Genomic DNA, 17,087 nt, shown 5'->3' on the forward strand with positions numbered 1-17,087 from the left:
ACAGGGCAAAAGGAAATACGCGCCGCCTTATTGGCATACCGCGCAAGTCTTCCGTGAAGAAGTCCTGGACGGCCGGTGACTTTATCGTGCAACTGTTCGGGACGACTTGTGTACGATGCGTCACGCGTCAGGCGTTTCCATTGCCAATTCGGAAGGTCTCTTTGTGCCCACGATGATTCCGAAGAAGGGAAGTGCGTTGCTCAACAGAGGAATCCGCACGCGGAGGGCTCGCGGCGCCCTGGCCGGCGGCATGGCCTTGACGGCCGCCGCCGCCCTGGCATCCGGCCCGGCCCATGCCACCGTCGGTGCCCCGGCCACCGAAGCGAAGCTGGACTTCGCCGTCCGTCTGACCATAGGCACCGACTACCGCGCGTGCTCGGGTGCCCTGGTGGACGCGCAGTGGGTGCTCACCGCGGCGAGCTGCTTCGCGGAGGACCCCAGCCAGTCGGTCGCTGTCCCGGCCGGAAAGCCCGAGCGGCTCACCCGGGCCACCGTGGGCCGGGCCGACTCCGGCGTCGCCAACGGCTATGTGCGCGAGGTCGTCGAACTCGTCCCGCACCCGAACCGGGACATGGTGCTCGCCCGGCTGGACAAGGCCGTCCCCGACATCGCCCCGGTGCCCCTCGCGGCCGGCGCACCGGCCCCCGGCGCACCCCTCACAGCCGTGGGCTTCGGACGGACGAAGGACGCATGGGTGCCCACCCAGCGTCACCAGGGCGCCTTCACGGTCACCTCGGTCACCGCCGACGCGGTCGATGTCACCGGTCAGGACGGCGACGCCGTGTGCGCCGGTGACGCCGGCGGCCCGCTGCTCCAGAACAAGGACGGTGCCCTGGAGCTGGTGGGCGTCAACAGCCGCTCGATGCAGGGCGGCTGCTTCGGATCGGAGTCGACCAGTACGGACGCCGTCGCAGCGGCGAGCGACGTCGACTTCGTGCGGCAGACCGTCAACCGCGATCTCGGCACCGGCGGTCTGAGTGACCTGGTGGCCTCCGCGGACTTCAACGGCGACGGCCGCACCGACATCGCCGCGGTCCTGGACGACGGATCCCTGCACGCCTTCTACACCAAGCCCGACGGGACGCTGGAGTACGGGCGCGAACTGTGGAACGACAAGACCTGGGGCCCGATGGTGCAGATCATCGGCGGCGACTTCGACGACGACGGCAACGGCGACATCGCCGCGGTGCGCAGCGACGGCACCCTCAACCTGTACACGGGCACCCCCACCGGCATGCTCAACAAGAGCAGGCCCATGTGGCACGACACGTCCTGGAAGACGATCGAGCAGGTCTCCCGGTTCACGTTCGACGGCCGTGACGGTCTGATCGCCCAGTGGGGCAACGGCAATCTCTACGGCTACTACACCGGCGCCGACGGCGTGCTGACCGGCGAGAAGGTCAAGATGTGGCCGGACGCCACCTGGAGCAAGACCCGCCTCACCGGCACCGCCGACATCAACGCCGACGGCCGCGACGACCTGGTCGCGGTGCGCGACGACGGCAGCCTGAACTGGTACGCGGGCAATTCCACGGGGGGCCTCGACCTCGCCCGCAAGCTGTGGCCGGACAACACCTGGACCCCCATGAAGCGCATCGTCGGCGGTGACTTCAACGGTGACGGCAAGGGCGACATCGCCGCCGTCGGCGGTCAGGGCACGCTGCTCCTGTACACGGGGACCGGCACCGGCACGCTGAACAAGGGCGTGGCCATGCGCCCCGCACCGTAGGCGTCCCGCCCGGCCCGCCGGAGCTCCGGCGGGCCGGGCACACCGGGCCGGTGCACACCGGCCGGGGGCTCAGCGGGCGGTCAGCTCGTGGCGGGCCCGGGCCGCCGCGCCCAGCGGCACGGCGTCGGTTCCCAGGGCGGCCCGCAGCAGCTTGACGGGGTGGCCGCTGATCGGCGGCTCGGCGGCGAGCGGCTCCCGGATCAGCGGTTCCAGCAGCGTCCAGGCGCCGCTGACGCCTCCCCCGATCACGACGGTGCCGATGTCGACGAGGCCGGCGGTCATCACGATCGCGCGAGCGACACCGGCGCCCGCCGCCGCGAACACGCCGTGGGCGTCGGCGTCCCCGTCCCGGGCCGCCTCGGCCACCTCGCGGGCCGTCAGCTCCCGCCCGGTGCGCTCGCCGTAGCGGGCCCGCAGCGAACGGGCCGAGGCCAGCGTCTCCAGGTGGCCGCGGCCGCCGCAGGTGCACGGCAGGTCGCCGAAGCCCGGGATGTGGCCGATCTCGCCGGCCGCACCGTGCGCTCCGGTGCGCAGCTCGCCCCCCGTCCACAACGCCCCGCCGACGCCGGTGCCCAGGGTCATGCCGAGGACGTCCTCCTCGTCCGCCGCCGCACCGCACGCGATCTCGCCGCGCAGGAAGGCGTTGACGTCGTTGTCGAGGAAGGCGGGGACGCCCAGTGCGGTGCGCAGGGCGGCGGTCACCGGGAAACCGGCCCAGTCGGTGAACGAGTCGCTCGCCACCAGGATGTGACCGGAGGCCGCGTCGACCACCCCGGCCGCGCCCACCCCCACGGCGGCCAGCCGGCCGGGCGTGCGGGCCCGCACGACGGCGAGCGCGTCCAGTGTCGCGGCGATCATCGCCCGGCCGCCGGAACGGGCCGGAGTGGCCGTGTCCGCGCGGTCGAGCACCTTCAGTTCCTCGTCGCAGAGCACCACCTGGGTGGTGGTGCCGCCGATGTCGACCCCGGCGAAGACCGGGGCGCCGGGACCGCTCACCCCTGCTCCTCCGTCCGCCCGGCGGCGAGGGTCGCCAGCCGCTCGGCCCGGCGGCCGCGCTGCACGACGGGGTCGGGCACGGGCACCGCCGCCAGCAGACGGCGGGTGTAGTCGGTCTCAGGGTGCAGCAGGGTCGCCGACGTCAGGCCCTGCTCCTCGGCCCGCCCCGCCCGCATCACGACCACCCGGCGCGCGAACTGCTGCACGACGGCCAGGTCGTGGGAGACGAAGAGGCAGGCGAAGCCCAGCTCCTCCTGCAGTTCGCCGATTACTTCGAGGACCGCCTGCTGCACGCTCACGTCCAGGGCGCTGGTGGGTTCGTCCGCCACCAGCAGGCGGGGTTCGAGGACCAGGGCGCGCGCGAGGCTCACGCGCTGGCGCTGGCCGCCGGACAGCTCGCGCGGCGCCCGCCGGGCCACCTCCCGCGGCAGCCGGACCCGGTCCAGCACGTCGGCGACCAGGGACTCCCGCTCCCTGCCGGACAGCTTCCTGCGGTGGATCCGCAGCGGCTCCGCGACACACTCGCCGACCGTCATGCGGGCGTCGAGCGAGGCGACCGGGTCCTGGAGCACGACGCCGATGCCGGCCCGCAGCGCACGCCGGGCCCGCGCGCGGGTGGCGGCCAGGTCGGCCCCGAAGAGGGAGACGGACCCGGCCGTGGGCGTGATCAGACCGAGCGCCACCCGGGAGGCGGTGGACTTGCCGGAGCCCGACTCTCCCACCAGGCCGAGGGTCTCCCCGGGGTGGACGGCGAAGGAGACACCCTTGAGGGCGTGCACCGCCTGCTTCCCGCGGCCGAAGACCACGGAGACGTCTTTCAGTTCCACCGCGGGCTCTCCGCCGGGCGTGGCACCGGGCCCGTCCGCCCGCCGCTCACCGCTCTCACCCGACTCGCCGGACCCACCGGACTCGGCGACGGACAGGCGCGGTACGGCGGACAGCAGCCGCTTGGTGTAGTCGTGCGTCGGACGCAGCAGTACGTCCTCGACGGGCCCCGTTTCCACGATGGCGCCCTGGTACATCACCGCGACCCGGTCGGCGAAGTCCGCGACGACGCCCATGTTGTGGGTGACCAGCAGGACACCCGTGCCGGTCTCCGCGGCGAGCCGCCGCAGCAGGTCGAGGATCTCGGCCTGCACGGTCACGTCGAGCGCGGTGGTGGGCTCGTCGGCGATCAGCAGCGCCGGTTCGTTGGCGATGGCCATCGCGATGACGACGCGCTGGCGCTGGCCGCCGGAGAGCTGGAACGGGTAGGAGCGGGCCCGCTGCTCGGGCTCGGGGATGCCGACGCGGCGCAGCAGTTCGACGGCGCGCGCCGCGGCGTCCGCCGCGGAGATCCGCCGGTGGTTGCGGATCACCTCGGCGATCTGCTTGCCGACCCGGGTGAGCGGGTCGAGCGCGGTGGCCGGTTCCTGGAACACCATGGAGACGGTCGATCCGCGCAGCCCGGACAGCTGTTCCTCGTCGGCGCCGACGATGTCGGTGCCGTCGACGACGGCCGTTCCGGTGGCCCGGGCGTTGCCGGCGAGCAGGCCCATGGCGGCCAGCGCGACGGTGGACTTGCCCGAGCCCGACTCGCCGACCAGGGCGAGCGTCTCGCCCGGTGCGACGTGCAGGGACACGCCGCGCACGGCCTGCACCGTGCCGGTCTCCGTGGTGAAGACGACGCCCAGGTCGTCGAGGTCGAGGATGTGCCCGCCGGCGGCGGGAGCGGCCGGTCGTCGAACGGCGCTCATGCCCGCCCCCTCACGTCGAATGCGTCCCGGAGTCCGTCTCCGATCGCGTTGAACGCCCACACCACCAGGATGATGGCGAGGCCGGGTGGCACGATCAGCCACCAGTAGCCCGAGTAGGCCGCGGTCATGCCGGACGAGAGCATGCCGCCCCAGTCCGTGGCCGGGGGCTGGACGCCCAGACCGAGGTAGGAGACGTACGCCACCAGCAGGATCGCGTCGGCGATCTGGAAGGTGGCCGCCACGATCACGGTCGACACCGAGTTCGGCAGGATGTGCCGGACGATGGCGCGCGCGTGGGTGCCGCCGATCGCGCGCAGGGTGAGGACGAAGTCCCGGTTCTTCAGTGTCAGCGTCTCCGCCCGCACCAGGCGCGAGGGCACCAGCCAGGAGATGAGGCCGAGGATGAGGACCAGGCCGGTCAGGTCGGGGGTGGTGATCGCGGAGACCACCAGCAGGATGAACAGGGCGGGGATGGCGATGCCCGCGTCCACCACACGCATCATGACCGCGTCGATCCAGCCGCCCGCGTAACCGGCCGCGGCGCCCCACAGGGTGCCGATGACCGTGGCCAGGACACCGGCCGACAGACCGACGATCAGGGACACCTTGCCGCCGTACATCAGCCGGCCCAGCTCGTCGTGGCCGACCGCGTCGGTGCCGAGCCAGTGGGCGCCGCTGGGCGACTGGTTGACCTGCTGGAGCAGCGTGTGCGTCTGGTCGGTGGAGTAGAGCAGCGGACCCACGAAGCAGAACAGCACGAAGAAGACCACGACCCCGAGCCCGACCACGGCGAGGCGGTTGCGCAGGAAGCGGCGGACCGCGAGCCGGGTGCCGGAGGCGGCGCGCTCGGGCTTCGCGGCGAGCCCGTCCAGGGAGGTGAGGGAGCTCATGACCGACCTGCCTTCACTCGGGGGTCGATGACGCGCTGCAGGACGTCGGCCAGCAGGGTGCCGGTCACGGTGGCGACCGAGATGACCAGGACGCAGCCCAGCAGCACGGGATAGTCGGAGGACTGGGCGGCGGTCCAGAACAGCAGGCCCATGCCGGGGTAGTTGAAGAGCTGCTCCACCACCAGCGCGCCGCCGAAGAGGACCGGTATGTAGTAGCCGAGCATGGCCACTACGGGGGTCAGCGAGTTGCGGAAGACGTGCCGCGTCAGGATGGCCCGGGGACGGGTGCCGCCCGCCCGCGCCGTGCGCACGTAGTCCTCGGTGAGGTTCTCCAGCGTGGCCGAGCGCATGTAGCGGCTGAAGACGGCGACCATCGTGGCCGCGCCGGCCACCACCGGCAGCACCAGCCCCTGGGGCTGCGAGAGGACGTCGGCGACGCTGTTGCCCTGGGGTGCCTGGGCCGGGAACCAGGGCAGGACCTGGCTGAAGACGAGGACCAGGATCAGCCCGAGGAAGTACACGGGGGTGGAGTAGGCGATGAAGCTGAGCGTGGTGATGACGTAGTCGACCGGCTTGTTGCGGCGGACGGCCTGCCACACCCCGAGCGGCACCGCGACCAGCAGGCCGACGACCGCCGAGAGCACGGTCAGCAGCAGGGTCTTCGGCAGCCTCTCGGTGATCAGCTGGGAGACGGGCTCGTTGAGGGTGTAGGACATGCCGAAATCGCCGTGGATCAGCTGGTTCAGGTAGTACACGTACTGAACCGGCAGCGGCTTGTCGAGCCCCTGCTCGTGGTTGAAGGCGGCGATCTGGGAGGCGGTGGCCTGGGGGCCGAGGATGCCGCGGGCGGGACCCCCGGGCAGGGCGTGCAGCAGGCAGAACACCACGACGGTCACGAGGAGGACCACCGCCAGGGCCTGCAGGACACGCCTGATCAGGAAGGAGTAAGTGCTCATGGGTTTCCGGGTGACTGGGTGGGGACGGGACGGCTGCCGGTGAGGGGACGCGTACGCGGGCTCACTCGGTCCACGCCCACATGGCGGGATGGAAGTTGGCGAGGGAGTCCTGGGCGAATCCGCCGAGACCGTCCCTGATCACGGAGACCTGGTAGTCGGGCTCGGGGAGCCAGATCACGGGCAGGTCCGCGGCGAGCGCCTTGCTGTAGTCGGGCATGGCCTCGGCGGACGAGGAGGTGGTGGTCCGGTCGATCAGCCGGTCCACCTCGGGGTTGGAGTAGCTGCCGAAGTTGGAGCCGCCGCCGCTCGCGAAGAGCGCGTCACCGCTGGGGTAGGCGGGGAAGTACCAGCTGCCCGCGCTGCCGAAGAAGGAGAGCTGCCACTTGCAGGCGGGGTCGTCCTCCTTGCACTGTCCGGTCTGCGAGAGGACCGAGTTGACCGGTGCGGTCTTGATGTCGAAGTCGATGCCGGTCTCCTCGAAGGAGGACTGCAGGGCGCTCATCATGTTGTCCGTCTCCGTGGAGCCGGACTGGGAGAGCACCCGCATCCTGAACTCGGTGCCCTTCTCGACGCCCTCGCCGCACTGCCCCTCGCCGGTGCCCGGTGAGGTGCACACCATCGTGCCGTCCTTCATGGTCCAGCCGTGGTCCGTCAGCAGCTTGCGCGCCGCGGAGTTGGAGAACGGGTACGGCTCCGCCTTCTGCTCGTCCGAGAGGAAGGCGGACGGCTGCCCCTGCGGGACGGGACCGTAGGTGGGTACGGCGGTGCCGTTGTAGAGCACCTTGGACAGCGTCTTCTGGTCGACGGACATCTGGATGGCCTGCCGCGCGTACAGCTGCCGGAAGACCGCGCCCATCTCGGGGTTGTTGAAGTTGTACGGCATGTAGGTGACGGCCCAGCCGGACCACCGCTCGACGTGGTAGCCGAGGTCCGTGAAGGACTTCTTGATCCCGAGGTCGGAGGCCCTGATGTAGCCGTAGTCGACCGTGCCCGCCCGCAGCGCGTTCTCCTCGGCGGCCACGGTGGTGAAGGACAGCAGGTTGATCTGCTTGACGTGGGCCGCGCCCCCGCCGTCGTACTTCTCGTTCTCGACGAGCTCGACCCGGCCGGAGGTGGAGAAGGACTTGATCCGGTACGGGCCGCTGACCGTCTTCCACAGCGGGTCGCTCGCGTAGCGGGAGATCTTCTTGCCGGCGTCGATCAGGTACGTCCACACCTTCTTGGCGCCGGCCGGGGTGCGGTCGAGGTCGGAGACGGTCCCGGAGTCGCTGGTCTTGTCCCACGCGTGCTGCGGCATCACGCGGATCATGCTCAACTCGTTGGCGAGCATCCACTGCTGGTTGTAGGCGCGGTCGAAGTCGAGCGTGAAGTGCCGGTCGTCGATGGTCCTGAAGGACGACCAGACGTCCGGGGCCTTGCCCGGGCTGTAGCTGGCCCACGACTTCTTGTTCTCCCTGACCAGGTTGAACCAGAACTCGACGTCCCGTGAGGTGACCGGCTCACCGTCGCTCCAGTGACGGTCGCCGAGGGTGATGGTGACGCTCTTGTCGTCCGCGGCGAACTTCGCGTCCGTCGCCAGCGAGTTGTCCTTGTTCCAGCCGATCTCGCCGGTGGAGCCGTCGTAGGCGATCAACGGCTCCCACAGCACCTGGGATATGGAGGCGTTGTTCGTGTTCAGGTGACCCGGCGTCCCGATCGGCACGATCCAGTTCGGGGTGAAGTTCGCCGGGAGGGCGTAGTTGATCTCGTTCTTCGAGCCGGAGGGGGCGGACACGCCGCCCGTGCAGCCGCTGAGCAGCACGCCCACGGCCGCGCATGCGCCGACGACGAGCGCCCGGCGCCGGCGTGGCGCTGTGCGAGCAGGGGACATGTATCTCCTCCAGGTGAGTGGCCTGGAGGTAGCTAACGCCTGACTCGGTGCATGCACAAACAAAGTTGAGTAACAACTAAGTATCTCCGTTTCTGAAAAAAGTCCTGGCCCTGTCGTAGCCGAGAATTGCTGCACTGATCGCCATTCACGGGACCGCTTTTCAGGCGTACTGTCTGCATCGGACCGACGATGGGGAAGTAAGCACGTACATGAATGAAATAAGTACGCCCGGCCGGAGGGCGGCAGGCACCTCGGCACTGGCGGCGCGAGCCCTCGAACTCATCGCCTCCGGCCGGGCGACCTCCCGGGCCCAGCTCGCCGAGCTGCTCGGCGCCGCGGCCTCCAGCGTCTCGGTGGCCGTGGCCCAGCTCGTCGAGCACGGCCTCGTCGCCGAAGAGGGGACCCAGTCCTCCACCGGCGGACGTCCGCGCAAGGTGCTCAGACTCGGCGGCCAGGACGAGTTCGCCGTCGCCGCCGACCTGGGCGGCAGCCACGCCCGTGTCGGCGTGGTCCTGCCCGGCGGCGAGCTGCGCGACGTCTCCACCGTGCCGCTGGTGATCGCCGACGGCCCGCAGGCGGCCCTCTCCCGGCTCGCCGCCACCCTGGAAGAGCTGGTCGAACGCCACGGCCGGGGACGACTGCGCGGTGTCGGTCTCTCCCTGCCCGGTCCCGTCGACACCGCGACCGGCAGCGTCGTACAGCCCTCCCGGATGCCGGGGTGGAACCGCTTCCCCGTCGAGTCCTGGCTCCGGGAGCGCTTCGCGGTGCCCGCCGTCGCCGACAACGACGCCAACTGCATGGCCGTCGGGGAGCACATCGCCCGCAAGGGACGCCACCAGCAGGTGATCATGGTGAAGACGGGCACCGCGATCGGCGCCGCCGCCCTCGTCGACGGCCGGCTCTACCGCGGCGGCACGGGAGCGGCCGGGGAGATCACCCACATCCGCATCGCCCGCGGCGACCACGTGCCCTGTTCCTGCGGCAACACCGACTGCCTGGAGACGGTCGCCTCGGGCGCCGCCCTCGTGCGGGTGCTGCGGGACGAGGGCGTGGACGTCACCAGCGCCGAGGACGTGGTGCGGCTGGCCACCGACGCGCACCCGGAGGCCAACCGGGCGGTGCGCAGGGCCGGGGACTACCTCGGCCAGGTGCTCGCCGCGAACGTCAACTTCTTCAACCCGGACGCCGTCTACCTGGGCGGCATCCTCTCCACCGTCGAACCGTTCGTCGCCGCCGTCCGTAGCCAGCTCTACGAGAGCTGCCACCCGCTGGTCACCGAACACCTCGCGATCGAGCGCGCCGTCCTCGGCCCCGACGCCGGCCTCCTGGGCGCCGGACAGTCCGCCCTCCAGCGGGCGCTCGCGCAGGCCCTGCGCGAGGTCGGCGGAGCGCAGCTGGACCCGGACCGGTTCCAGACCCCCACCACTCCCTGAAGCAACGCCCCCGCACCACCCGCACGAACGAGGAGCCATGTCGCACCCCAGCACCCCCACCTCGACCCCCGCCCCCTCCCGCCGCCCCGTCATCGCCATCGCCGGCCTCGGCATCGAGTCGTCCACCTTCTCGCCCGCCCGCACCCAGGCGCCCGCCTTCCACCCCTCCCGCGGCCAGGAGGTACTGGACCGCTACCCCTTCCTCGCCGTCGGCGAGGAACTGCGCGAGGCGGCCGACTGGCAGGGCGCCCTGGTCGGCAAGTCGCTGCCCGGCGGCACCGTCACCGCCGCGGCCTGGGAGGAACTCACCGGGGAACTCCTCACCCGGCTCGCCGCCCTGCCCCCGCTGGACGGCCTCTGGTTCGACATCCACGGCGCCATGACGGTCGAGGGCGTCGACGACGCCGAGGCCCTGCTCCTGGAGAAGGTGCGCTCCGTCGTCGGCGACGACGTCGTCGTCTCCACCTCCATGGACCTGCACGGCAACGTCTCCCGCGCCCTCGTCCACCGCAGCGACCTGATCACCTGCTACCGGATGGCCCCGCACGAGGACCACATGGAGACCAAGGAGCGCGCCGTACGGAACCTCCTGACCCACCTCGCCTCGGGCGCCCCCCGCCCGCTGAAGGCATGGGTGCCGGTGCCCGTCCTGCTGGCCGGTGAGCAGACCTCCACCCGGATCGAGCCCGCGAAGAGCGTGTACGGGGCCGTCCCCGAGGTCGAGGCCCAGGACGGCGTGATCGACGCGGCGATCTGGGTCGGCTACGCCTGGGCCGACGAGCCCCGCAACCGGGCCGCGGTCGTCGTCACCGGCCACGACGAGCAGGCCGTGTCCGCGGGCGCCGAACGGCTGGCCGGCGGCTTCTGGGAAGCCCGCCACGACTTCGACTTCGTCGCCCCCACCGGCACCTTCGACGACATCCTGGACGAGGCCCTGGCCGGGGAGCGGCGCCCGTACTACGTCAGCGACACCGGCGACAACCCGACCGCGGGCGGCGCGGGCGACGTGACCTGGGGCCTGACGCGGCTGCTGGCCCGCCCCGAGTTCCAGAAGGAGGACGGGCCGACCGTCCTGTACGCCTCGGTGCCCGGCCCCGAGGCCGTCCGGAACGCCGCCGCGGCGGGCGTCGGGGCCACGGTGACGGTGACGGCGGGCGCCGAGGTCGACGACCGGCACGCCGGTCCCGTCACCCTCACCGGCGTCGTGCACGCCGTCCGGCTCGGCGACCGGGACGCCCGCACCGAGGTCGTGATCCGCGTCGGCAGCGCGTACGTGATCCTCACCGAGCTGCGCAAGCCCTACCACCACGAGCACGACTTCACCGACCTGGACCTCGACCCGCGCGGCGCCGACATCGTCGTCGTGAAGATCGGCTACCTGGAACCCGAGCTGTTCGCGATGGCCGCCGACTGGAAGATGGCGCTCACCCCGGGCGGCGTCGACCAGGACCTCGTACGCCTCGGTCACCGCCGCATCCACCGGCCCATGTTCCCCTTCGACCCCGCGATGGCCGACCCGGACCTGTCCGCCCGCCTCGTCCCCGCCGCCGACCGGCCGCTGACCGGGGACGACGAGTGAGCGCCGTACTCTCCTCGGCGAGCGCCTCCCTGGAGATCGCCGTCGTCTCCCCGGCCGGCGCCCGCACCGCCCGCGAGAGGGGGGCGGACCGCGTCGAACTGTGCACCGGACTGGAGCTCGGCGGCCTGACCCCCTCGACCGCGGCCGTCGAGGCGGCCGCCGAGTCCGGGCCGCCCGTCCACGTCCTCGTCCGCTGCCGCCCCGGCGACTTCGTGTACGACGCCGAGGAGGTCGCCCTGATGGCCGCCGAGGTGCGCACCGCGCTGCGCGCCGGGGCCCGCGGCGTCGTCGTAGGAGCACTGACCCCGGACGGCGCCCTCGACACGGACGCCCTCGCCGCGCTCGTCGGCGCCGCGCGGGACACCGACCCCGCCGCACAGGTCACGCTCCACCGGGCGGTGGACCAGGCGAGCGACCCGGTGGCCGCCGTCGCGGCGCTGCCGGGGCTCGGCATCACCCGCGTCCTGACCTCCGGCGGCGCGCCCACCGCGATCGAGGGGAGCGCCGTGCTGGCCGCGATGGCCGCGGGGAACCCCGCGCTCGACGTGGCTGCCGGGGGCGGAGTGCGGCCCGGTGACATCGCCGGTCTGCTGGCGGCGGGCGCCACCTCGGTGCACCTGTCGGCCAAGACCCGGGCGACGCCCCGGCGCGCGGCGGGCTGGGTGCCCCTCGGCGCGGGCGGCACCTCCGCCGACGACGACACCCACTTCCTCACCGACGGCGACGTCGTCGCGGCGGCCAGGAGAGCGCTCGACGTGGCCGCCGCGGGCCGAAGGGAGGCGGCCCGGGGCACCCCTCGGTGAACGGCCCGCGGGCCGAACCGGGACACTGGCACCGTGGACGCACTCGCCGGACTGCTCGAGGGCCCCCGGGCCCGTGGCGCCTTCATGATCCGGGCCTGTTTCGACCCGCCGTGGGCCGTGCGCGTCGAGGACCGGGCGCCGCTCACCGTGATGCTGATGGTCCGCGGCGACGCCTGGATCGTGCCCGACGCGGGGGAGCGGCTGCGGCTGCGGGCCGGGGACCTGGCCGTCGCGCGCGGCCCCGACCCGTACGTCTGCGCCGACGACCCCGGCACCGCCCCGCAGGCGGTGATCCTGCCGGGCGGCGCGTGCAGCTACCCCGACGGGCGCCCCCTGAACGGCTCGATGGACCTCGGCGTACGCACCTGGGGCGACCGCGCCGAAGGCGAGGCGGTCCTCCTCATCGGCACCTATCTGGTCCGCGGCGAGATCGGCGGCCGTCTCCTCGACGCGCTGCCCCCGCTGCTGTCCCTCACCTCCGAGGACTGGGACAACCCCCTCACGCCCCTGCTGATGACGGAGGTCACGCGGGACGAGCCGGGCCAGGAGGTCGTCCTGGACCGACTCCTGGACCTGCTGGTCATCGCCGCGCTGCGAGCCTGGTTCGCCCGGCCCTCGGCCGAGGCACCCGCCTGGTACCGGGCGATGGGCGACCCGGTCGTCGGCCGGGCGCTGCGGCTGCTCCAGGACGACCCGGCGCACCCCTGGACCGTCGCGGACCTCGCCGCCGAGGCCGGGGTCTCCCGTGCCGCGCTCGCCCGGCGGTTCACCGACCTGGTCGGCGAACCGCCCGTGGGATACCTCACCGGCTGGCGCCTCGCCCTGGCCGCCGACCGGCTGCGCGACAGCGAGGACACCCTGGGCGCCATCGCCCGCCAGGTCGGCTACGGCAGCGCCTTCGCCCTGTCCACCGCCTTCAAGCGCGCGTACGGCGTCAGCCCGCAGGAGTACCGGGCCCCGGCCCCGGCGTGATCCGGCAGGCGGGTACGTCGGCGCCGGGCTGCCCCGGCGTAACCTGGCAGCTGTGTACGCGGAGCGGGCGTCCCGGCTGAGCGGTGCGGTGGTGTGGACCAACACGCCGTCCGGGTCCGGTCCCGGGCGGGTTCTTCCCGACGGCTGCATGGACCTGCTCTGGTACGACGGCCGGCTCCTGATCGCGGGCCCCGACACCCGGGCCTACGTCACCGAGGGCGGCGGGGGCGCCTGGGCGGGCGTCCGCTTCTACCCCGGCACCGCACCCGCCCTCCTCGGCGTCCCCGCCGACGCCCTGCGCGACCGGCGCGTCGAACTGACCGACCTCTGGCCGGCATCCCGCGCACGGCGGCTGGCCGCACGAGTGAACGCCGCCGCCGACCCGGCGACCGGCCTGGAGGAGGCCGCGCTGTCCCGCGCCGCCGAGACCGGGCCGCCGGACCCGCTGCTGGGCCGCATCGTCGCCGCCCTCGACGCGGGCCGCCCGGTCGCCGCGACCGCCGACGCGCTCGGCATCGGAGCCCGGCGCCTGCACCGCCGCTCCCTGGCGGCCTTCGGATACGGCCCCAAGACGCTGGCCCGCGTCCTGCGGCTGCAACGCGCCCTCGCCCTGGCCCGGAACGGCACACCCCTCGCCGAGACGGCCGCCCGCACCGGCTACGCGGACCAGGCACATCTGGCCAGAGAGGTAAGGGAGTTGGCGGGCGCGACCCCGCGCGAGCTCCTGCGCGGCCGGGCATCGGACGCAGCGTCCGGCCGGCCGGATACGTAGCGTCCGGCTCCGTCTCCGTGAGCCGCCGGGAAGAGACGGTGTGTCAGACCACGGCGAGCCGGTCCACCAGCAGCTCCACCCTCTGTGCGGCGTCCTCCGGCAGCAGCCGCCCCGCCCGGGTCAGGGTCGCGAGGCCGTGCAGGGACGCCCAGAACACCTCGGTGAACAGCCCCGGGTGGACACCGTCCCCGGCGACCTCGGCCAGGCTCTCCAGCAGCGCGGCGAAGGCGTCCTTCAGCGGCTCCGGGGTGTCCTCCCGCGCGTACGCCAGGCCGCCGTCGAGCTGGAACAAGGCGTCGTAGACCGCCGGATTGCGTGCGGCGAAGTCGAGGTAGGTGCCGGCGAGCGCGGCGACCCGCTCGCGGGGGCCGACCGCGGCGGAGGTCGCGGCACGCACCGCCGCGGCCAGCTCGGCGGCGCCCTGGAGGGCGACGGCGCCGATGATCTCCCGCTTGCCGCGGAAGTGGCTGTAGAGGACGGGCTGGCTGTACTCGATGCGCTCGGCGAGCCGACGGGTGGTGACCGCGTCCCAGCCCTGCTGCTCGGCGAGTTCACGGGCCGTCGCCACGATGAGGCGCTCGCGCTCCGCCCGTTCGCGCCGCTTGCGTTCCTGTACCGACATGACTGCGATCCTAGCACCGCTAGACAAGGGAGCGGCAGTAGCGCTAGCGTTGCCTCATCATCTAGCGACGCTAGATCCCAGGAGGGGTCATCATGCTCAACGCACTCGAGGTGTTCACCACCGTGATCGTCGGCCTGATGGTGGGGGTGGAGTTCTCCGTCGCCTTCGTCATGAACCGGATCTTCGACGCCCTTCCCGAGGACAGTGACCAGCTCGCCCGCGCCCACGGGGGCCGGATGCTCGGCGCCCTCATGCCGTTCTGGTACATCGGCTCGCTCGTCCTCAGCGCGGTCTGGGCCGTCGCCGGAAGGGACCGCTCCGGTGCCGGACTCGTCGTCGTCGCCGCCGCGCTGCTGATCGTGAGCGTGCTCATGTCGCTCCTGCTGCTCGTCCCGATCAACAACCGGGGCAAGACGTGGACCCCCGAGAACCGGCCCGCGGACTGGAAGGAGCAGATGAACCGCTGGGACCGCTACCACTACGTCCGCGTCGCCGTCATCGTCGCCGCCTTCGCCTGCCTGGTCACCGCCCTCGTCTGAGCCCGGTCCCGACCGGGAGCGGACCTGTCCGGCCGACGGTCTGCTTCGTGTCGGGAAAGGGTGCCACCGGAGTCAGGCCAGCGGTGCGAACAGGTCGACGCCGTGGCCGTCGGGGTCGGCGAGCACCGCGTACCGCTGCCCCCAGGGGGCGTCCCAGGGCTCGCGCTCGCCCTTGCACCCCGCGCCCGTCAGCTCCGCGTAGAAGGCGTCCACTTCGGCGGGCGTGTCGCACAGCAGGGCGAGCGAGTGCCGCCCGCCCCCGGCAGGCGGCTCCCACCCGGGAGTGAAGGAACGGATGGACTCCTCGGTGTCCAGGAGCAGCCGGATCCCGCCCGGCAACGCGGCCTCGGCGTGCGGCTGTCCCTCGGAGCCCTCGGGGAAGGCGAAACCGAGCCGGCGGTAGAAAGCCACGGAGGCGGCCATGTCGGAGACGATGAGGCTGATGGCGTTGAACTGTGCGGTCATGGGGCCACCGTAGGCAGGGCCCGAGGCGCCCGTCTTGAAGAAAACGGACGCCGACTGCCGATCCCGCGGCTCAGAACCTCCTCAAGTCCGTTGAACGACACCGGGCATCGAGCCGATCATGGCTGCATGTTCGGACGACTCGCCCCACCGGAACTCAACGTCCTCGTCCTGCGCGACACGGACGTCGTCGCTCACGGCATCCGCCAGGCGCTCGCCGAGGCGACGCCCGAAGAACGGCCCGGACTGGAGCGCGCCGCGGCCCTGGTCGCGCAGGCCGCCGCGGCCCCCGACGCGGAGCTGTACGCCCGCTGGGTCCACGAACGCCTCGCCGCGGCCGGTCACGAGGGGCCCGTCGACTCCGTCCGCGCCGTCAAGACGCTGCGCGAGGCGGCCCCCGGTCTCAGCCTGCGCCAGGCCGTCAGACTGACGAAGGACGCCGCCGCCCACCAGCCTTAGGCTCCGAGGACTGAACCGGGGGCCGGGCCTTCCCGGTCGTCCGGTCCGACGCGGCCGCCCCGTGCAGCCACAGCGCCCCCGCCACCCCGGCCAGGACCTGTGCGCAGCCGGTCACGACGAGGACCGGCCCGGCCCCGGCCCACCCGATGAGAGCGCCGCCGACGAGCAGGCCCAGTGAGGCCCCGCCCGAATGCAGGACGGTCTCCATGGTGAACGCCGCCCTGCGTTCGGCCCCGGCGGTCTGCTCACTGATCAGCGTGTTCAGCGCCGCGATCCCCCACGGCGTGGCCGCCCCGGCTACGGCGGCCAGCGCGAAGACGCCCGCCACGCTCGGCGCCGCCCGGGGCAGCAGGACGAAGGTGGCCCCGAGCGCGACCCAGGAGAACACCATCAGCGGCGGTCGGGGCAAGCGGTCGATGACCAGCGGGACCAGCAGCGAGGCGACCACGGAGGCGATCCCGTACCCGCTCACCCCGGCAGCGATCAGCACGCCGGGACGGCCGTGCTCAACGCCGAGCACGGCCAGGCCCAGAGTGAACCCGAACCAGCAGACCCCGCCGACTCCGGCCATGAGCACCCCCGCGGCGACCTGAGGGCGAGACCGCAGGACGTCCAGCGCGGAGACTGACGCGGTCGTCCCGCCCGACGGTGCCTGCTCGTGCCGCCGGGCGGCGGGCACCGCGAGCATCGCCCCGGCCGCCAGCGCGACGACGACGCTCTCGCACCACAGCAGGGGCCGCACCCCCCAGGCGACGACGAGCCAGGCCCCGGCGGGCGGCGCGAAGATCATCGACACCCGGTGCGCGAGGTCCTGCCAGGCCAGCCAGCGGGCCGGCCCCGCCCTGCCGCCCCGGGCCACGTACCCGTCGGCGAGGTCGGCCACCAGGGCCCGTTCCGCGGGTCCCAGCAACGCGCCCGCCGCCCCGGTCACCAGGCCGGAGACACACAGCGTGACCGCGCCGATCTGCCCGGCCAGGGCCGCCACCGGAACCACCGCCAGACCGGCGGCGTTCACGGCCATCACCCCCGCCAGGGCCCGCCCGGAGGTCAGCCGCTCCCGCAGCCCCCGGCCCCACCAGCCCACCGTCAGCAGGGGCAGTCCGGCCGTCCCGCCGACCAGCCCGGTGGCCCAGGCCCCGCCGGTCTCGGCCAGCGCCACCAGGGGCAGGGCGACCGCGGTCATACGGGTCCCGATCCAGGTCACGAACGTGATCGCGGTCAACAGCAGCAGAGGTCCTCTTCTCATGTCCCCGATCTTGCGCGGGGGGC

16 protein-coding genes are annotated in these 17,087 nt (G+C 72.8%); 8 read left to right on the top strand and 8 right to left on the bottom strand.

Annotated features, from left to right (window positions below; genetic code table 11):
- Positions 1-250 precede the first annotated feature (250 nt).
- Positions 251-1,729 (top strand): trypsin-like serine protease, encoded by a 1,479-nt coding sequence (locus tag ACZ7MF_RS31420; RefSeq protein ID WP_471481860.1) that lies wholly within the window; start codon positions 251-253, stop codon positions 1,727-1,729.
- Positions 1,730-1,798: 69 nt separating this feature from the next.
- On the opposite strand, the gene ACZ7MF_RS31425 is transcribed toward ACZ7MF_RS31420, so the two are convergent.
- From ACZ7MF_RS31425 to ACZ7MF_RS31445, 5 genes are all read right to left on the bottom strand, one after another.
- Positions 1,799-2,725, bottom strand: coding sequence for an ROK family protein (locus tag ACZ7MF_RS31425; RefSeq protein ID WP_471481645.1), 927 nt, complete (start codon positions 2,723-2,725; stop codon positions 1,799-1,801).
- On the bottom strand, positions 2,722-4,461 hold the full coding sequence (locus tag ACZ7MF_RS31430; protein ID WP_471481646.1) for a dipeptide ABC transporter ATP-binding protein: 1,740 nt from the start codon (positions 4,459-4,461) through the stop codon (positions 2,722-2,724). Before ACZ7MF_RS31430 ends, ACZ7MF_RS31425 begins: the two co-directional genes overlap by 4 nt.
- Positions 4,458-5,351: an ABC transporter permease gene (locus tag ACZ7MF_RS31435; protein WP_471481647.1), complete on the bottom strand. Its 894-nt coding sequence runs from the start codon at positions 5,349-5,351 to the stop codon at positions 4,458-4,460. The genes ACZ7MF_RS31430 and ACZ7MF_RS31435 overlap by 4 nt, the downstream gene beginning before the upstream one ends.
- Complete coding sequence (locus tag ACZ7MF_RS31440; protein WP_471481648.1) at positions 5,348-6,307, bottom strand: ABC transporter permease; 960 nt, start codon at positions 6,305-6,307, stop codon at positions 5,348-5,350. Before ACZ7MF_RS31440 ends, ACZ7MF_RS31435 begins: the two co-directional genes overlap by 4 nt.
- Positions 6,308-6,368: 61 nt before the next feature.
- The gene (locus tag ACZ7MF_RS31445) at positions 6,369-8,177 is read right to left on the bottom strand and encodes a peptide ABC transporter substrate-binding protein (protein WP_471481649.1); all 1,809 of its coding nucleotides are present in this window, start codon (positions 8,175-8,177) and stop codon (positions 6,369-6,371) included.
- Between the two features lie 209 nt (positions 8,178-8,386).
- Between ACZ7MF_RS31445 and ACZ7MF_RS31450 the strand changes: the two genes are divergently transcribed.
- From ACZ7MF_RS31450 to ACZ7MF_RS31470, 5 genes are read left to right on the top strand one after another with little or no spacing between them, the layout of a single operon-like run.
- The gene (locus ACZ7MF_RS31450) at positions 8,387-9,610 is read left to right on the top strand and encodes an ROK family protein (RefSeq protein ID WP_471481650.1); all 1,224 of its coding nucleotides are present in this window, start codon (positions 8,387-8,389) and stop codon (positions 9,608-9,610) included.
- A 37-nt stretch (positions 9,611-9,647) separates the two neighbouring features.
- Positions 9,648-11,189 carry a M81 family metallopeptidase gene (locus ACZ7MF_RS31455; protein ID WP_471481651.1) on the top strand — a complete coding sequence of 514 codons (1,542 nt, stop codon included), beginning with the start codon at positions 9,648-9,650 and terminating at the stop codon, positions 11,187-11,189.
- Positions 11,186-11,992: a copper homeostasis protein CutC gene (locus ACZ7MF_RS31460; protein ID WP_471481652.1), complete on the top strand. Its 807-nt coding sequence runs from the start codon at positions 11,186-11,188 to the stop codon at positions 11,990-11,992. The genes ACZ7MF_RS31455 and ACZ7MF_RS31460 overlap by 4 nt, the downstream gene beginning before the upstream one ends.
- A gap of 33 nt (positions 11,993-12,025) precedes the next feature.
- Positions 12,026-12,964 carry an AraC family transcriptional regulator gene (locus ACZ7MF_RS31465; protein WP_471481653.1) on the top strand — a complete coding sequence of 313 codons (939 nt, stop codon included), beginning with the start codon at positions 12,026-12,028 and terminating at the stop codon, positions 12,962-12,964.
- 52 nt (positions 12,965-13,016) lie between these two features.
- The gene (locus tag ACZ7MF_RS31470) at positions 13,017-13,736 is read left to right on the top strand and encodes a helix-turn-helix domain-containing protein (RefSeq protein WP_471481654.1); all 720 of its coding nucleotides are present in this window, start codon (positions 13,017-13,019) and stop codon (positions 13,734-13,736) included.
- Between the two features lie 43 nt (positions 13,737-13,779).
- Here ACZ7MF_RS31470 and ACZ7MF_RS31475 read toward each other — a convergent pair whose 3' ends face one another.
- Positions 13,780-14,358, bottom strand: a complete 579-nt coding sequence (locus tag ACZ7MF_RS31475; RefSeq protein WP_471481655.1) for a TetR/AcrR family transcriptional regulator — start codon at positions 14,356-14,358, stop codon at positions 13,780-13,782.
- A gap of 92 nt (positions 14,359-14,450) precedes the next feature.
- On the opposite strand from ACZ7MF_RS31475, the gene ACZ7MF_RS31480 reads away from it, so the two are divergent.
- On the top strand, positions 14,451-14,897 hold the full coding sequence (locus tag ACZ7MF_RS31480; RefSeq protein WP_471481656.1) for an anthrone oxygenase family protein: 447 nt from the start codon (positions 14,451-14,453) through the stop codon (positions 14,895-14,897).
- A gap of 72 nt (positions 14,898-14,969) precedes the next feature.
- Here the strand turns inward: ACZ7MF_RS31480 and ACZ7MF_RS31485 are convergent, their stop codons facing one another.
- Complete coding sequence (locus tag ACZ7MF_RS31485; RefSeq protein WP_471481657.1) at positions 14,970-15,362, bottom strand: VOC family protein; 393 nt, start codon at positions 15,360-15,362, stop codon at positions 14,970-14,972.
- Between the two features lie 126 nt (positions 15,363-15,488).
- On the opposite strand from ACZ7MF_RS31485, the gene ACZ7MF_RS31490 reads away from it, so the two are divergent.
- The gene (locus ACZ7MF_RS31490) at positions 15,489-15,818 is read left to right on the top strand and encodes a hypothetical protein (protein WP_471481658.1); all 330 of its coding nucleotides are present in this window, start codon (positions 15,489-15,491) and stop codon (positions 15,816-15,818) included.
- On the opposite strand, the gene ACZ7MF_RS31495 is transcribed toward ACZ7MF_RS31490, so the two are convergent.
- Entirely contained in the window at positions 15,781-17,064 is a 1,284-nt protein-coding gene (locus tag ACZ7MF_RS31495) for an MFS transporter (protein ID WP_471481659.1), read from the bottom strand. The genes ACZ7MF_RS31490 and ACZ7MF_RS31495 overlap by 38 nt on opposite strands.
- Positions 17,065-17,087: the final 23 nt, after the last annotated feature.

This window comes from Streptomyces sp. NPDC111628, from assembly GCF_055635195.1.

What these genes read in the sequence shown, in the direction of transcription:
- ACZ7MF_RS31455 (WP_471481651.1), top strand. Translation starts at nt 9,648, where the DNA reads ATGTCGCACCCCAGCACCCCCACCTCGACCCCCGCCCCCTCCCGCCGC.
- ACZ7MF_RS31440 (WP_471481648.1), bottom strand. Translation starts at nt 6,307, where the DNA reads ATGAGCACTTACTCCTTCCTGATCAGGCGTGTCCTGCAGGCCCTGGCG.
- ACZ7MF_RS31480 (WP_471481656.1), top strand. Translation starts at nt 14,451, where the DNA reads ATGCTCAACGCACTCGAGGTGTTCACCACCGTGATCGTCGGCCTGATG.
- ACZ7MF_RS31450 (WP_471481650.1), top strand. Translation starts at nt 8,387, where the DNA reads ATGAATGAAATAAGTACGCCCGGCCGGAGGGCGGCAGGCACCTCGGCA.
- ACZ7MF_RS31445 (WP_471481649.1), bottom strand. Translation starts at nt 8,177, where the DNA reads ATGTCCCCTGCTCGCACAGCGCCACGCCGGCGCCGGGCGCTCGTCGTC.
- ACZ7MF_RS31430 (WP_471481646.1), bottom strand. Translation starts at nt 4,461, where the DNA reads ATGAGCGCCGTTCGACGACCGGCCGCTCCCGCCGCCGGCGGGCACATC.
- ACZ7MF_RS31490 (WP_471481658.1), top strand. Translation starts at nt 15,489, where the DNA reads ATGTTCGGACGACTCGCCCCACCGGAACTCAACGTCCTCGTCCTGCGC.
- ACZ7MF_RS31485 (WP_471481657.1), bottom strand. Translation starts at nt 15,362, where the DNA reads ATGACCGCACAGTTCAACGCCATCAGCCTCATCGTCTCCGACATGGCC.
- ACZ7MF_RS31475 (WP_471481655.1), bottom strand. Translation starts at nt 14,358, where the DNA reads ATGTCGGTACAGGAACGCAAGCGGCGCGAACGGGCGGAGCGCGAGCGC.
- ACZ7MF_RS31435 (WP_471481647.1), bottom strand. Translation starts at nt 5,351, where the DNA reads ATGAGCTCCCTCACCTCCCTGGACGGGCTCGCCGCGAAGCCCGAGCGC.
- ACZ7MF_RS31420 (WP_471481860.1), top strand. Translation starts at nt 251, where the DNA reads ATGGCCTTGACGGCCGCCGCCGCCCTGGCATCCGGCCCGGCCCATGCC.
- ACZ7MF_RS31495 (WP_471481659.1), bottom strand. Translation starts at nt 17,064, where the DNA reads ATGAGAAGAGGACCTCTGCTGCTGTTGACCGCGATCACGTTCGTGACC.